Source organism: Pseudolysinimonas sp. (assembly GCF_057350545.1).
This window is the reverse complement of record NZ_JBMRCP010000090.1, coordinates 1-13,226: the sequence shown is the minus strand read 5'-3', so window position 1 is coordinate 13,226 and position 13,226 is coordinate 1. Positions and strand designations below refer to the sequence as shown.

Below are 13,226 nucleotides of genomic sequence, written 5' to 3'. Positions count from 1 at the left end.
GTACGCACCGAGCACGCAGACGTCCAGGTGGCCGCCGCGCATCATGGCGAACGAGTCCGCCTGGCTGAAGTAGGCGGCGCCCGGCAACTCGGTGACCGGCTGCTTGCCTGCGTTGATGAGGTCGGGGTCGACGCGTTCGGCGTCGGGCTTCGGACCCATCGCGAGCATGCCGTTCTCGGTGTGCAGCGTCACGTCACGCTCGGGCTCGAGGTGGTCGGCCACGAGGGTCGGCGCGCCGATGCCGAGGTTCACGTAGGCGCCGTACGGGATGTCCTGTGCGATCCGCTGCGCGAGGTCGTCTCTGCTCAGAGCCACGGGCGCTTCCCCACTTCCACGATGCGGTCGACATACAGGGCGGGCGTGACGATGGCTTCGGGATCGAGGTCGCCCACTTCGACGATCTCGTCGACTTGCGCGATCGTGAGCGTCGCCGCGGTCGCCATCACCGGATTGAAGTTGCGGGATGTCTTGCGGTAGACGAGGTTGCCCAAGCGGTCGCCCTTGTAGGCGCCGATGAGGGCGACGTCGCCCTTGATCGGACTCTCGAGCACGTACTCGCGGCCGTCGATGATGCGCGTCTCCTTGCCCTCGGCGAGGAGGGTGCCGACCCCGGTGGGGGTGAAGAAGCCGCCGATGCCGGCGCCGCCCGCGCGGATGCGTTCGGCGAGGTTGCCCTGAGGGACGACCTCGAGCTCGATCTTGCCCGCGCGGTAGAGCTCGTCGAACACGTAGGAGTCGACTTGGCGGGGGAACGAGCAAATCACCTTGCGCACCTGGCCGGCCTTGAGGAGGGCGGCGAGGCCGGTGTCGCCGTTGCCGGCGTTGTTCGCGACGATCGTCAGGTCGGTGACACCCAGGTCGCGGAGGCCGTCGATGAGTGCGATCGGTTGGCCTGCCAGGCCGAAGCCGCCGACGAGAATCGTGGCGCCGTCCGGGATGCCTTCGAGGGCGGCAGCGCCGTCGGGGACGATCTTCGTCCGCATTCGGATGTCCTCACCCGCCCGTTCGTTATGCGTACGCGCGTTCTCTTTGAGTACATGCTACCCCGACTTCTCGGCCGCGCGTGGGGTGTCTGCGTGAGAGCGCGCGGGATGCGGGGGCGTTGTCCGCGCTCCCCGGCGCTCGAGGGGCACAGATCGTCCGGCGCTCAGCCGACGAGCTGGTGGGCCCGCTGGTGAGACACCCCGAGGATCGCGCCGATGTCGCGCACCGGAACCTTCTTGCCGGCGAGCGTTTGGGCGAGTCGCCGCGTGTCCTCGGCGACGCGCTCCCGCGCTGCCTCCGCTTGGCGCTTCTCGGCTTCCAACCGAGCGATCTCGTCAGCGACGTTGACGCCGTCGACATCGATGACGGCGACGTTCACCTCGACATCGCTCGTGGGGATGTCGAGCGTGACGGCGATGTACTCGCGCGCCATCACCGAGGCCTCTTCGAGCCGGCGGGCTTGAGTGAGACCGTCGAGCTCAGGGATCGACACCATCCACCACTTGCCCTCGCGGGTCACCTCGACGCGGTACGCGGTCATCCCTTCGCCTCCTCGATCTTCTTCAGAATCTGGCGATACACCCCGGGTGAGATCAGCCGGTGCCCGTCGGGGAGGACTCTGCGCGTGGGTTGCTCGACCACCAATGTAGTCTAGTAAGCCTAGACAGTTTCAAGGTTAGCGGTCGTGAATCTGTGGAGAGGCCTCGACACGCGACCTGCGGTCGCTACTCGACCACCGAGGGTCAGGCTTCGCCGAGGGTGTCGCGCAGCAGGTGGGTGCCGTGGTTCGCCACCGGCACCCCACGGTAGAGGCCGACCTGCAGGATCACCTCGCGGATCTCCTCGCGGGAGAGGCCGTTGGTAATCGCCGCCCGGAAGTGCATCGGCACTTCCTCCCAGTACCCCGCGGTCATGAGCACCGAGAGCACGACGATCGAGCGGGAGCGACGATCCAGCCCCGGACGCGACCAGATGTCGCCCCACGCGACGCGTGTGATGTAGTCCTGGAAGTCCTCGTTGTCGGGGTTCACGCCGGCGACGGCACGGTCGACGTGCTCGTCGCCCAGCACCTCGCGGCGCACCTTCATCCCCTGAGCGCGACGCTCGTCATCCGACAAACTCATGACACCTCCGCAAGAATCCGAGCAACGGATGCCGGGTCTTCCACCGTCGCGAGGTGCGCGACGCCTGGCAGCACCTCGAGCCGCCCGTCACGCGCCGACGCGACAGCCTCTTCGGCAGCAGCCAGAGGCACGACGACATCCACCGCGCCCTCGATGAGCGTGTACGGCACAGTCAGCGACGGCACCGAGGCACGCAGATCGGTCGACCCGAGCAGCTCCGCGCACAGTGCGTAGCTCTCGTCGTCGACATCCATGAGGTCGCGCAGCAGCCCGGACGACACGGTCGGCGAAGACTCGATGAATCCGGAGGCGAACCAGCGGGCGGCCGAGCCCTGCACGACCGAGGGGGTTCCGGATGCACGAATCTGCGCCGCCCGCTCGGCCCACCCGTCGGGGGTGCCCAAGACGGGCAGCGAGCAGATCTGCGTCACCGACGTCACCCGCGACCCCAGGGAGAGCCCGAGCGCGAGCGACGCGAGCCCCCCGAGCGACACCCCGGCGGCCGCGAACGTCGAGAGCCCGAGCTCGTCCACGGCGGCGGTGATCCCCGTCGCCAACTCCGAGATCGAGAACCCAGAGGTGGCGGCGGGCGAGACGCCGTGACCCGGCAGGTCCCATCCGTACACGGGCCGGTCGCCGAGCAGCGGCACCGTCGGACCCCACACCGCCGCGACGCGCGTGCCGAGCGACGGCCCGACGAGCAGCGGCCGTCCCGAACCCCCGGGAACGAGGGGAACGAGATGGATGGCGGGGGCGCTCATTCGAGCACCTCGCGAGCCTCCGTGAGCAGTCGGTCGACGAGTTCTGCCGAGACGCCGAGGTAGTCCGCGGCGTCGGCGTCGCCGTCGGCGAAGCGCTTGCGCTCGGCCATCAGGTCGAGCCCCGCCTCGGCGACGTGCCGGGCGATGACCTCGGGATGCACGCGCAGCCCCTCGGCGAGGTCGCGTCCGAGCGAGGCGGCACCGCCACCGATGCGCAGGAGCGAGCGGAACGGCTCCCACTCCGCATGCCACGCGCCGTCGGGCCGCTCATCGACGGTGATCGCGGCGGTGTGCAGGGCGGAGAGCAGGTGCGTCGCCTGCCGGGAGGCGGCGTTGATGAGCACGGCCCGGATCGGGTTCGACTTCTGCGGCATCGTCGACGATCCGCCGGCCGCGCCGTCGTCGAGTTCGCCGAGCCGGGCGAGAGCGGTGGTGTTCTCGCTGACCGTGCCGAAGGCATCCGTCAGCTCGACGAGCGAGTCGCCCAGCCGGGTGATCGGCGCACGCCAGACGTGCCACGGGGCGACCGGGTCGGCCAGGCCGAGGTCGCGAGCCAGCCGGGAGGCGATGTCGATGCTGTCGGCGCCGGAGGCCGTGAACGCGGCGAGCGTTCCCGAGGCGCCTCCCAACTGCACCGGGTAGTCGCGCGCGCCACGGCGCACCTCGGCCGCGGCGGAGGCCACCCCCCGCGCCCAGCCGGCGAGCTTCACCCCGAGCGTGATCGGAGTGGCGGGCTGGGTGAGCGTGCGCCCGACCATCACGGTGGCGCGGTGCGCGGCGGCGTGCACGGCGAACGCCTCGACGGCCGCGGTGGCGTCGGCGATGATGATCGCGACGGCATCCTTCGCGACGAGAGCGAGCCCCGTGTCGAGGGCGTCTTGCGACGTCGCGCCGCGGTGCAGCCAGTGCGACGCCTCGTCGTCGAGCCGCTCCCTCAGGGCGCCGAGCAGCGGGATGACGGGGTTGCCCCCGGAGCGCGCCTCGCGGGCGATCTGCGCCGCGTCGAGGTCGACCCCGGCCGCCGCGATGCGGTCGGACACCCCGGGAGGGGCGGTGACCCGCGCGAGCGCCGCCTCGAAACGCACGATGCCGGCGAGCACCGCGAGGTCTGACGTGGCCGCCGCCACCGGCGTGCCCGCCCAGAGAGGTGAGAGCAGGCCGGTGTCGGCGTCGTCGTCAGTTGAAGGCAAGGAACACTGTCTCCTTCGCACCCTGCAGGTGGATGTCGTGGCGGTAGCCGCCGTCCACGGGCGTCGCGATGAGCGTAGCCCGTCGCTCGGGGCTCAGCCTGGTGAGGAACTCGTCGCCGTCGGTGGCGGGCGACGGCAGGTAGATGCGGGTGTGCAGGCGCGCGAGCAGTCCGCGGGCGAACACGATCACCGCGAAGAACGCGGGCTTGCCCTCCTCGGTGGGGGCGGGCTCCACCGTCGTGAACTGGTAGTAGCCCTCCTCGTCGGATCCCGAGCGGCCGAAACCGGCGAACGAGTCGACACGGCGCACGATGTTGCCCGACACCGCGGGAACGTTGCCCGCCGCGTCGGTCTGCCAGATCTCGACCACGGCATCCGGAACCGGCACGCCGTTGCCGTCGTACACGTAGCCCGACAGCGTGATCGAGCCGGCCGAGCCGTGCGGCACGAGCGCCTCGGACCCGGCGTACTCCATGCCGATCGCGTAGTACGGGCCGACGGTCTGGTCGGCGGTGGGGTAGAGCTTCGGCTGCGACATCAGTGCTCCTCCTCCGGGCCGTCGACGCTCTCGAACCAGGTGCGGTTGCTGCCGTTGAGCACGATGTCCCAACGGTAACCGAGCGCCCAGTTCGGCACGCTGACGTCGTGGTCGTAGTCGGCGATGAGGCTCTTCTGGCCCTTCTCGCTCGTGATGCTCTGGAAGATCGGGTCGAGCGGCATGAGCTGATCGCCCGGGAAATACATCTGCGTGACCATCCGCTCGGTGAACTGGTTGCCGAACACCGAGAAGTGGATGTGCGCGGGCCGCCACGCATTCACGTGATTGGGCCACGGGTAGGCGCCGGGCTTGATGCTGACGAACTTGTAGAACCCGTCGGCGTTGGTGAGCACGCGGCCGACGCCGTTGAAGTTCGGGTCGAGCGGCGCGGGGTGGCGCTCCTTCTTCTGCCGGTAGCGTCCGCCGGCGTTGGCCTGCCAGATCTCGACGAGCTGGTTCGCCGCGGGCCGGCCGTCGGCATCCGTCACCCGGCCGGTGACGATGATGCGCTCGCCCTGCGGCTCGCCGTTCACCTGTTGCGTGAGGTCGAACTCGGTCCAGTGCACGTCGCGGTGCCCGAAGGCGGGGGAGTGCAGCTCGAGCGTCTCGGGGTCGACGAGCTCGAGGTTCGCGCTCGGGTGCCGCAGGATGCTCGAGCGGTACGGCGGGTAGTCGACGAGGGTGCGGTGGTCGCCCCAGTTCGGGTCGGCCGACGTGGGCTTGTTCTTCGCGATGTCGGCGATCTCCGCCGAGATGTCCGCCTGCGTGGGATGCCCGGGCGGGTAGTTCGCCGCGGTCTTCGGGATGTCGTCCACCACTGTCACTCCTGTGTGCGTCGAGAGGTCTCGGCTCAGCATCCCGCCGACTCCCGCCGCCCGCGGCATCTCGTCCCACTCAGTGGAAGGTCAGGAGGTCGGCATCCACGGGTCGCGTTCGTGCGCGAGCCACACACGCTCGGGGTTCAGGGAGCGGATGAGCCGCTGCCCCTCGGTCGTGGGCTCGTCGAGCTCGCCCGACCAGACGGCGGCGTCGCCCGCGACGATCGTCGGACCGGCGTCGCCGTCGATCACCACGATCTGCGTGCCGCGGGTGTGGCCCGGTGCCGGCACGAGGCGGATGCCGGGGAGCAGCTCGAGTTCACCGTCGACCGGTACGAACGTCACGCCGGGAGCATCCACCCACTCGCGGATCGTGTAGTCGTCGAGATTCCGCGCGTCGTCGAGCTCCTGACGCTGCACGTACGTGGGAGTTCCGGCGAACAGATGGTTGCCGCCGCAGTGGTCGAAGTGGAGGTGGGTGTTGACGACGAGGTCGACGCTGCCGGGATCGAATCCCTGCTCGCGGAGCGGGTGGAGACGCGGGTCCATGTCGGCGACCGCGGGGTGCAGCTCGGTGAAGCCCGTGTCGACGAGGATCCGCCCGTCAGGGTGATCGATCGCGTGGATCATGACCGGCATGAGCTCGCCCTCGACGGCGAGGTCGGCGACATGGAGGGGCGTGACCGTGATCGGCTGGCGCGGGACGGTCATCGCAGCGCCCCCACCGAGAGTCGCGCCGCGAGCTCGTCCAGCAGGGGAGCGAAGCCGTCGACCATCTGGTCGAAGAACTCGTCCTCCCACTCCGCGCCGGTGCCGTAGGCGCTCGTGACCACGCGGATCACACACGAGCCGCCGGATGCCGCCTCGACGAGGAACTCCGTCGCGATGGGTGTGACGAACGGCAGTGTCGCGTAGACCTCCTCGAGGGGCACGCCGATCGATGCGAACCACTGCGCCATATCGGGCGCGAGCTCGTCGGGCGTCGCCGCGAGTGGCCACGGCTCCTCGTACGCGAAGCGACGGCCGGGCGTGTATCCGGTGACGACGCCGTTCGACGTGACATCGCCGAAGTCGAACGACACGGCGCCGCCGATCCGGGCATCGAGCTGCGTCGGCGCCATCCACGACGAGATGCCGTCCGCGGTTGCGATCGCCCGCCACACCTCAGCCGGGCTCGCCCCGACCTCGTAGGTGCGCTCCATCCGGTGCTCCACGCGCTCGCGCGGTTCGGGCTCGGTCACGACGACTCCTTCGGTCGGGGATACGACGAGATGGCCAGACGGTGGGGCCGCCCTTCGTCGTGGTGGTACTTCGCGGCGAGTGCGGCGATCGTCGACTGCAGTTCGGCCGCGAAGGCCGCGCGATCTTGAGCCGAGGCGAACCCGATCACGGTGTCGATGGTCAGGGAGGGGACGCGCGTGCCCTCGGCGGCGGCGCGCGTGATCGCCCCAAGTTCGGATACGCTCCGTGCGTTCACCGCGATCAGGTAGGCGGCAGAAAGTCGGTCGGCGACATCGTCCGGGTCGAGCGGCGTGGTCTCGAGCACCGTCGGCGAGACGACGAGACGGCGGGCGGATCGGCGCAGGAACCGTTCACTGATGCCACCCCACGCCCGAGACTCGGCGTGCTCGACCAGCCCGTGCGCCTCGAGCAGCTTGAGGTGGTAGTTCGCCTTCTGCCGCGTCGTGCCGATCGTCGCGGCGACCGTGGTCGCCGAGCCGGGCTCTGCGAGGGCATCGAGGATCGCGGTGCGCATCGGGTGCAGCGCGACCTCGACCGCTGCTCCGTCGTCGAGCACCCGCAACTCATCCATGTCGACGACAGTAAGGCCAGACAAGAAAAACTGTCAAGCCTGGAATGGTAGACCGTACGCATGGAGCTCAGCACCGTCGCCGCGTTCGCGCTCGCCGCGGTGGTCGCCATCGCGATCCCCGGCCCCACCGTGCTGCTCGCGCTCGCGAACGGCACCCGCTACGGCGTGAAGCGCTCGACCTACGGGATGCTCGGCGCCGTCGCCTCCGACATCGTGCTCGTCGTCGCGGTGGGCCTCGGACTCGGGGCTCTGCTCCTCGCGAGCGAGACCGTCTTCACGGTCGTGAAGTGGATCGGCGTCGCCTACCTCGTCTACCTCGGCATCCGCATGCTGCTCTCTCGCGGCGCCCTGCTGCACGGTGACCCGACGGCCGATCCGCGCGGCACCCGTCGAGCGGTGTTCCTGCGCAGCTTCCTCGTCGCCGTCACCAACCCGAAGGGGTACCTTTTCGTCGGTGCGCTGCTGCCGCAGTTCATCACGCCCGGCGCCGACGTCGTGCTGCAGTATCTCGTCATCGGCGTCGTGTTCTGCGCGATCGACTTCACGATCATGTTCGCCTACGCCCTGCTCGGATCGCAGGCCGTGCGCGTGCTCAAGCGCCGCGGCGCCGTGTGGATCGAACGCGTCAGCGGCGTCATCCTGCTCGGCCTCGCCGGTTGGCTCGCCCTCGCCCGACGCACCCCGGCGACCTGACGTGGACCACGCCTCTCCCGCCCTCCCGTCGCGCGACCTGCTCGTCACGCGCGACTTCTACGCGGGCCTCGGATTCGTCGAGCACTTCCGCGGCGACGGCTGGATGATCCTGCGTCGCGGCACCGTGCAGCTCGAGTTCTTCGCGCATCCGGACGTCGACCCGCTGTCGAGCGCGTTCCAGTGCACGATCCGCGTCGCCGACCTCGACGAGTTGTGGGATGCCGTGGTCGCCGCCGGCGTGCCCGTCGCGTCGACCGGGCACCCGCGTCGGCACGAGCCGGCGATGCAGGAGTGGGGGATGCGCGCGGGCTACGTGGTCGACCCCGACGGCACGCAGCTCGCCCTCATCGAGCAGCGCGACTAGCGGTCTCGACACGCCGCTGCGCGGCTACTCGACCACCGAGGAGGACGTCCATGGGGTTCAGGATGCCCGCGAGGGGCAGCGCCCGCCTAGCGGGTTGAGTGCCCGCCGCAGGCGGGTGTATCGAAACCCCGGGACGGGTGACTCGGGGTGGGTTTCGATACACCGCTGCGCGGCACTCAACCCGCGGTGGTGTGGTCGAGACGCTGCTCGACGGCGGCGACGGCACGCCGCAGCAGCGGCAGCAGCCGCACCTCGTCGGCGGACGACGCGTGCGCGACGATCCCGATCGCCGCCGCCGGCAGCCCCGAGCGCGGTCGCAGCGGCATCGCGATCGACACGTTGCCGAGCGTCATCTCCTGCCGTGTGAACGCGTAGCCCTGCTTCGCCTCCGCCGCGATCACCTCGCGAAGCCGCACGGCATCCGTGATCGAGTGGCGGGTGTCGGGCAGCAGCGGCGTCTGCAGGTACTCGTCGAGCCACTCGGGCTCGCGGCCCAGCAGGATGGCGCGGCCGACGCCGGTCGTGTGCAGCGGGTGCCGCATCCCCACCTCGGAGAGGGTCGGGATGGCGCGCTTGCCGTTCGCCTTGGCGACGTACAGCACCTCGGAACCGGTGAGCACTCCGAGGTGCACGTTCTCACCGGTCAGGTCGTAGAGCTCGACGAGCTCGGGCAGCGCCGCCTCGCGCAGCCGCCGCAGCACGGCGGAGCGCTCGCCGAGCTCCCACAGCCCGAGTCCCATGCTCACGGTGCCGTCGGGATGCCGTTCGATCGCTCCGAGACGCACGAGCTCGCCGACGAGCCGATGCGTCGTCGACACGGGCAGGCTCGCCGAGCGCGCGAGCTCGGGCACGCCGATCGACTCGCCCTCCGTCGACAGCGCACGCAGCAGTCGGGATGCCCGCTCCAGCAGCGAGACCCCGGGCTCGCCCGACCGACCTGCCATCCGTGTTCTCCCGTTGCCTCAGACCAGCAGCTGGTGCTTCGCGAGGTCGCGGTAGAGCGGCGTCGACTGCACGAGTTCGGAGTGGGTGCCGATGCCGATCACCTCGCCGTGCTCGAGCACGACGATCACGTCGGAGTCGACGACGGTCGACAGGCGGTGCGCGATGACGAGCAGCGTGCGATCGGCCGCGACCGCGTCGATGGCTTCGCGCAGCAGCTGCTCGTTCAGCCCGTCGAGGCTCGACGTCGACTCGTCGAGCAGCAGGATCGGCGGGGCCGCGAGCAGCGCCCGCGCGATCGCGAGCCGCTGCCGTTCGCCGCCGGACAGCATGATGCCGTCTTCGCCGACCGCGGCATCCAGCCCCGCCGGGTCGCGGTCGAGCACCCCGCCGAGGTTGACGTCGCGCAGCACCCGGATGCACGCCTCGTCGGTCGCGTCGGGGGAGGAGAGCTTGAGGTTGTCGCGCAGGCTGCCGGCCAGCACGGGGGCGTCCTGCTCGACGTAGCCGATCTGGGCCCGGAGGTCGTCGCGGGGGAGGCCGCGGACATCCCGACCGTCGAGCCGCACCACGCCCGAGTCGGGGTCGTAGAACCGCTCGATGAGTGCGAACACGGTCGACTTGCCCGCCCCCGACGGTCCGACGAGGGCGACCCGCTTCCCCCGCGGCACTTCGAACGTGACCCCCTTGAGCACCTCGCGACGTGCCGGAATATGCGGCTCGGAGGGCGCGACGTGCCCATTTTCGGGCACGTCGCGCGCCTCGTCGGGCGCCGCGGTCTCGGGCGGGACCACGTACGCGAAACGCACGTCGTCGAAGCGGATCGCCGCCGACGTCGTGACGGGCGCGGCGGGCTCGATCCCGGCATCCCGATCGGTCTCGTTCTCGAGGGCGGTGATCTCCTGGATGCGGCCGAGGGCGCCGAGCGCCTGGTTGACCGAGTTGACGGCGCCGAACACCGAGCCGATCGGGCCGATCAGCATGAAGAGGAACAGGATGAAGGTGACGAGCGACGCGATCGCGACCTCGCCGCTCGCGACGCGGAACCCGCCCACACCGATCACGACGAGCAGGGCGACCTGGACGGCGATACCCGCGATCGGCACGACCATCGCCGAGATCCGCGCGACCTTGAACCCCGCGCGCTTCGCGGCCTCCGCCTCGACGAGGATCGCCTCGGTCTCGCGCTCCGTCGCGTTCGACGCGCGCACGGTGCGGATCGCGCTGATCGCGCGCTCGACGGCCGCGGCGAGGTTGCCGACGCGTTCCTGCTGCTCCTTGCTCGCCGGCCGGATTCGCGACGACAGCAGCACGCCGCTGCCGAGGGCGAGCAGCACGACGGTGAGGGTGAGCCCGAGCAGCAGCGGATCGACGACGAGCATCCCGATGATCGCGCCGACGAAGATCACCGCACCCGAGAGGGCGTCGAGCAGCCCCTGTGTGATGACCGCGTAGAGCAGCGTCGTGTCGGACCCGACGCGGGAGACGAGGTCGCCCGTGCGGCGGCGGTCGAACTCCGAGATCGGCAGTCGCAGCATCCGTCGCACGAGCGCGCTGCGCGCCGAGAAGACGACCGAGGTGCCGATGCGCTGCAGCAGGTAGTGCTGCACCCCGCCGAGGATCGCGCCGACGACGACGAGCGCGACGAGCACCCAGACCAGGATGCCGATCACGCCGCCGCTCTCGACGACCGTGATGATCTGGCCGACCAGCAGGGGCTGCGCGAGCGAGGCGGCGGCGCCCACGAGGCTCAGCAGGAGCGCCGCGACGAGCAGTCCGCGGTGCTCGAGGATGTACGGCAGCAGCTCGCGGAAGCTCGCGCGGGGGCCCGACTCGGGCTTGCCTCGGCGCAGCAGTCCGCCGCGGGGTTCGCTCATGGATTCGTGTCGCTTCCTGACCGCTACGCGCGGCCGTGCTTCTTGTGGACGGCTTGCTTGCTCACGCCCAGGGCGAGGGCGATCGTGTGCCACGAGTACCCCGCGTTGCGGGCTCGGCGCACGGCGATCGTCTCCGCGCGATCCAATTCTGTCCGGAGTCGCACGATCGCGCGCAGCGCGGCGTACGGATCCTCGGAGTCGGCCTCGCCGGCGAGGGTGCGCAGCTCGGTCATGGCGTCAACCGTAGTTGACGATTCGATCCGAAGTCAACTCAGGTTGACGGGTCTCGACACGCGCTTCGCGCTACTCGACCACCGAGGGGCGCGCCCTGAGACCGCTACTCGACCCCCGAGGGGCGCGGCCGGAGGCGGCTACTCGACCACCGAGGGGCCGCCGCCGACGAGGCAGGCGGTGTCGGATGCCTTGTCCGCCCAGGTCGGGCTCGGGGCGCCGAACTCCGAGCCCAGTGGAGTGATGCTCGCGACGCATGACGAGAACGTCGTCTCCGACGCCCCGAGGTCGCCGGGCAGCACGGCCGAGAGCCCGAAGTCGTGGAACGTCCACGCGGTGAACGAGGCGGCGTCGTTCGCCCCGGTGATGTCGCTCGGGATGCCGAGATACACCGTGCCGCCGCCCGCGCCTTCCAGCACAGCCGGCTGGCGGCAATGCGGCACCGCGTCGCCGAACGAGTCGTCGTCGCTCGCGTCCACCTGCACGAGCCCGTCACCCGCGGCGAGCGTCGACCCGAACTCCGGGTTCGGCTGCGGAGCCACCGCGAGCCGCAGGTCGTCGGGCCAGTCGCCGTCGCGCGGCGTAAGCGCGACGTCGACCGCCGTGAACGTGTAACCGCGCCCCGTGATGACCGTCTCATCGACCTCGCCCGCGCACCAGGCGATCGTCGTCGCCATCGCCTCCTCGGCCTCCGGCACGAGGTAGGGGAGCGACGCGTGCACGATCACCGCGAGATCGGCGGTGGCGCCGTTCGGGGCGGTGACGATCGCGACGAGGCCGAGCACGGCATCCTCGGGTAGCACGAGTTCCGCCGGAGTGTCCGGCGGGTCGGTCGCGGGATCATCCTCCGGCGGGTGGTCGCACCCTGCGAGCGCCAGCACGCCGACCGCGGCGACCGCGACGACGGACGTGAGGCGGCGCATGCGGTCAGTCTAGGATCGCCGGATGAGTACGCCCTCGATTCCCGAGTACCCGGTCGCCGCGCCCACGGGGCGGCTGTCCTGGGCACTCGGATTCCTCGCCTACATCCCGATCCCGTTCGCCAGTCTGCTCATCGCCGCCGTCGCGATTCTGGTGACGGCACGGACGCGGCGGCGCAGCGCGAACCAACTCGTGCGCGGCAACGCCACGAACGCCGCGAACTGGGCGCTCACGATCCTCGTGGTGTTCGGGTTGTGCGCCGTCTACTTCGCGGTCATGGTGTCGATCGAGGAGTTCCGCACCGCGGGCTTCTTCCCGATCGGGGCGGTCATCATCGTCTTCTTCGTGCTCGCCATCGCCCACCTCATCGTGACCGTCGCGGGCACGATCGCCGCGGCGACGCGGGTGTTCCGCGCCCCGATCGCGATTCCGTTTCTGCGGTAGGCGGCTCTCGCTCGCGGATGTCGCGGGGTGCCCTTAGGCTCGATCTCCGTGCCGCAGCCAGTGATCGTCGCCGAGAACCTCGTCAAGAAGTACAAAGACTTCGCCGCCGTCGACGGCATCTCGTTCGAGGTCGCGCCGGGGGAGTCGTTCGGTCTGCTCGGACCCAACGGCGCCGGCAAGTCGACGACGATGCGCATGGTCGGTGCGGTGTCGGCGCGCACCTCCGGGCACCTCGAGATCCTCGGCATGGACCCCGACGCGCACGGCCCCGACATCCGGTCGCAGCTCGGCGTCGTGCCCCAGCAGGACAACCTCGACAACGAGCTGCTCGTGCGCGACAACCTCCTCGTCTACGGGCGCTACTTCGGGCTGCCGCACGCGCACATCGCGAAGCGCGCCGACGAACTGCTCGAGTTCGCGCAGCTCGCCGACCGCAAGAAGGCGAAGGTCGATGACCTCTCCGGCGGCATGAAGCGCCGCCTCACGATCGCGCGCGCCCTCATCAACGACCCGCGCATCCTGCTGC

At 70.4% G+C, this 13,226-nt stretch carries 19 protein-coding genes; 4 read left to right on the top strand and 15 right to left on the bottom strand.

Annotated elements, in window-relative coordinates; translation table 11 throughout:
• The 11 genes from ACO1X9_RS12765 to ACO1X9_RS12715 form a co-directional block, all read right to left on the bottom strand.
• Positions 1 to 315: CoA-transferase (locus tag ACO1X9_RS12765; protein ID WP_486351221.1), on the bottom strand; the 315-nt coding region annotated here is incomplete at its 3' end.
• Entirely contained in the window at positions 306 to 983 is a 678-nt protein-coding gene (locus tag ACO1X9_RS12760) for a 3-oxoacid CoA-transferase subunit A (RefSeq protein WP_486351220.1), read from the bottom strand. The genes ACO1X9_RS12765 and ACO1X9_RS12760, both read right to left, overlap by 10 nt.
• A 164-nt stretch (positions 984 to 1,147) precedes the next feature.
• Complete coding sequence (locus tag ACO1X9_RS12755) at positions 1,148 to 1,525, bottom strand: antitoxin HicB (protein ID WP_486351219.1); 378 nt, start codon at positions 1,523 to 1,525, stop codon at positions 1,148 to 1,150.
• Between the two features lie 202 nt (positions 1,526 to 1,727).
• A complete protein-coding gene (locus ACO1X9_RS12750) occupies positions 1,728 to 2,108 on the bottom strand; it encodes a carboxymuconolactone decarboxylase family protein (protein ID WP_486351218.1) in 381 nt (126 codons plus the stop codon).
• A complete protein-coding gene (locus tag ACO1X9_RS12745; protein ID WP_486351217.1) occupies positions 2,105 to 2,869 on the bottom strand; it encodes an alpha/beta fold hydrolase in 765 nt (254 codons plus the stop codon). Before ACO1X9_RS12745 ends, ACO1X9_RS12750 begins: the two co-directional genes overlap by 4 nt.
• Positions 2,866 to 4,059, bottom strand: coding sequence for a lyase family protein (locus ACO1X9_RS12740; protein WP_486351216.1), 1,194 nt, complete (start codon positions 4,057 to 4,059; stop codon positions 2,866 to 2,868). Before ACO1X9_RS12740 ends, ACO1X9_RS12745 begins: the two co-directional genes overlap by 4 nt.
• Positions 4,046 to 4,597 (bottom strand): protocatechuate 3,4-dioxygenase subunit alpha, encoded by a 552-nt coding sequence (pcaG, locus tag ACO1X9_RS12735; RefSeq protein ID WP_486351215.1) that lies wholly within the window; start codon positions 4,595 to 4,597, stop codon positions 4,046 to 4,048. The genes ACO1X9_RS12740 and pcaG overlap by 14 nt, the downstream gene beginning before the upstream one ends.
• The gene (pcaH, locus tag ACO1X9_RS12730) at positions 4,597 to 5,454 is read right to left on the bottom strand and encodes a protocatechuate 3,4-dioxygenase subunit beta (protein WP_486351214.1); all 858 of its coding nucleotides are present in this window, start codon (positions 5,452 to 5,454) and stop codon (positions 4,597 to 4,599) included. The genes pcaG and pcaH overlap by 1 nt, the downstream gene beginning before the upstream one ends.
• A gap of 48 nt (positions 5,455 to 5,502) precedes the next feature.
• Positions 5,503 to 6,126 carry an MBL fold metallo-hydrolase gene (locus ACO1X9_RS12725; RefSeq protein WP_486351213.1) on the bottom strand — a complete coding sequence of 208 codons (624 nt, stop codon included), beginning with the start codon at positions 6,124 to 6,126 and terminating at the stop codon, positions 5,503 to 5,505.
• Positions 6,123 to 6,656 (bottom strand): SRPBCC domain-containing protein, encoded by a 534-nt coding sequence (locus ACO1X9_RS12720; RefSeq protein ID WP_486351212.1) that lies wholly within the window; start codon positions 6,654 to 6,656, stop codon positions 6,123 to 6,125. The genes ACO1X9_RS12725 and ACO1X9_RS12720 overlap by 4 nt, the downstream gene beginning before the upstream one ends.
• A complete protein-coding gene (locus tag ACO1X9_RS12715; RefSeq protein WP_486351211.1) occupies positions 6,653 to 7,228 on the bottom strand; it encodes an ArsR/SmtB family transcription factor in 576 nt (191 codons plus the stop codon). Before ACO1X9_RS12715 ends, ACO1X9_RS12720 begins: the two co-directional genes overlap by 4 nt.
• Before the next feature lie 60 nt (positions 7,229 to 7,288).
• On the opposite strand from ACO1X9_RS12715, the gene ACO1X9_RS12710 reads away from it, so the two are divergent.
• Complete coding sequence (locus ACO1X9_RS12710) at positions 7,289 to 7,921, top strand: LysE family translocator (protein WP_486351210.1); 633 nt, start codon at positions 7,289 to 7,291, stop codon at positions 7,919 to 7,921.
• Position 7,922: 1 nt separating this feature from the next.
• Entirely contained in the window at positions 7,923 to 8,285 is a 363-nt protein-coding gene (locus ACO1X9_RS12705; protein ID WP_486351209.1) for a VOC family protein, read from the top strand.
• 176 nt (positions 8,286 to 8,461) lie between these two features.
• Here ACO1X9_RS12705 and ACO1X9_RS12700 read toward each other — a convergent pair whose 3' ends face one another.
• The 4 genes from ACO1X9_RS12700 to ACO1X9_RS12685 form a co-directional block, all read right to left on the bottom strand.
• Positions 8,462 to 9,229 carry an IclR family transcriptional regulator gene (locus ACO1X9_RS12700; protein ID WP_486351208.1) on the bottom strand — a complete coding sequence of 256 codons (768 nt, stop codon included), beginning with the start codon at positions 9,227 to 9,229 and terminating at the stop codon, positions 8,462 to 8,464.
• A gap of 18 nt (positions 9,230 to 9,247) precedes the next feature.
• A complete protein-coding gene (locus tag ACO1X9_RS12695) occupies positions 9,248 to 11,104 on the bottom strand; it encodes an ABC transporter ATP-binding protein (RefSeq protein ID WP_486351207.1) in 1,857 nt (618 codons plus the stop codon).
• Positions 11,105 to 11,127: 23 nt separating this feature from the next.
• Complete coding sequence (locus ACO1X9_RS12690; RefSeq protein ID WP_486351206.1) at positions 11,128 to 11,337, bottom strand: hypothetical protein; 210 nt, start codon at positions 11,335 to 11,337, stop codon at positions 11,128 to 11,130.
• A gap of 138 nt (positions 11,338 to 11,475) precedes the next feature.
• The gene (locus ACO1X9_RS12685; RefSeq protein ID WP_486351205.1) at positions 11,476 to 12,258 is read right to left on the bottom strand and encodes a hypothetical protein; all 783 of its coding nucleotides are present in this window, start codon (positions 12,256 to 12,258) and stop codon (positions 11,476 to 11,478) included.
• Between the two features lie 22 nt (positions 12,259 to 12,280).
• On the opposite strand from ACO1X9_RS12685, the gene ACO1X9_RS12680 reads away from it, so the two are divergent.
• Positions 12,281 to 12,700, top strand: a complete 420-nt coding sequence (locus ACO1X9_RS12680; protein ID WP_486351204.1) for a magnetosome magnetite crystal formation protein family — start codon at positions 12,281 to 12,283, stop codon at positions 12,698 to 12,700.
• A 48-nt stretch (positions 12,701 to 12,748) separates the two neighbouring features.
• A partial coding sequence (locus ACO1X9_RS12675; protein WP_486351203.1) for an ABC transporter ATP-binding protein occupies positions 12,749 to 13,226 on the top strand: 478 nt, incomplete at its 3' end.

What these genes read in the sequence shown, in the direction of transcription:
- ACO1X9_RS12715 (WP_486351211.1), bottom strand. Translation starts at nt 7,228, where the DNA reads ATGGATGAGTTGCGGGTGCTCGACGACGGAGCAGCGGTCGAGGTCGCG.
- ACO1X9_RS12725 (WP_486351213.1), bottom strand. Translation starts at nt 6,126, where the DNA reads ATGACCGTCCCGCGCCAGCCGATCACGGTCACGCCCCTCCATGTCGCC.
- ACO1X9_RS12680 (WP_486351204.1), top strand. Translation starts at nt 12,281, where the DNA reads ATGAGTACGCCCTCGATTCCCGAGTACCCGGTCGCCGCGCCCACGGGG.
- ACO1X9_RS12760 (WP_486351220.1), bottom strand. Translation starts at nt 983, where the DNA reads ATGCGGACGAAGATCGTCCCCGACGGCGCTGCCGCCCTCGAAGGCATC.
- ACO1X9_RS12700 (WP_486351208.1), bottom strand. Translation starts at nt 9,229, where the DNA reads ATGGCAGGTCGGTCGGGCGAGCCCGGGGTCTCGCTGCTGGAGCGGGCA.
- pcaH (WP_486351214.1), bottom strand. Translation starts at nt 5,454, where the DNA reads ATGCTGAGCCGAGACCTCTCGACGCACACAGGAGTGACAGTGGTGGAC.
- ACO1X9_RS12755 (WP_486351219.1), bottom strand. Translation starts at nt 1,525, where the DNA reads ATGACCGCGTACCGCGTCGAGGTGACCCGCGAGGGCAAGTGGTGGATG.
- ACO1X9_RS12750 (WP_486351218.1), bottom strand. Translation starts at nt 2,108, where the DNA reads ATGAGTTTGTCGGATGACGAGCGTCGCGCTCAGGGGATGAAGGTGCGC.
- ACO1X9_RS12685 (WP_486351205.1), bottom strand. Translation starts at nt 12,258, where the DNA reads ATGCGCCGCCTCACGTCCGTCGTCGCGGTCGCCGCGGTCGGCGTGCTG.
- ACO1X9_RS12710 (WP_486351210.1), top strand. Translation starts at nt 7,289, where the DNA reads ATGGAGCTCAGCACCGTCGCCGCGTTCGCGCTCGCCGCGGTGGTCGCC.
- ACO1X9_RS12745 (WP_486351217.1), bottom strand. Translation starts at nt 2,869, where the DNA reads ATGAGCGCCCCCGCCATCCATCTCGTTCCCCTCGTTCCCGGGGGTTCG.
- ACO1X9_RS12695 (WP_486351207.1), bottom strand. Translation starts at nt 11,104, where the DNA reads ATGAGCGAACCCCGCGGCGGACTGCTGCGCCGAGGCAAGCCCGAGTCG.
- pcaG (WP_486351215.1), bottom strand. Translation starts at nt 4,597, where the DNA reads ATGTCGCAGCCGAAGCTCTACCCCACCGCCGACCAGACCGTCGGCCCG.
- ACO1X9_RS12690 (WP_486351206.1), bottom strand. Translation starts at nt 11,337, where the DNA reads ATGACCGAGCTGCGCACCCTCGCCGGCGAGGCCGACTCCGAGGATCCG.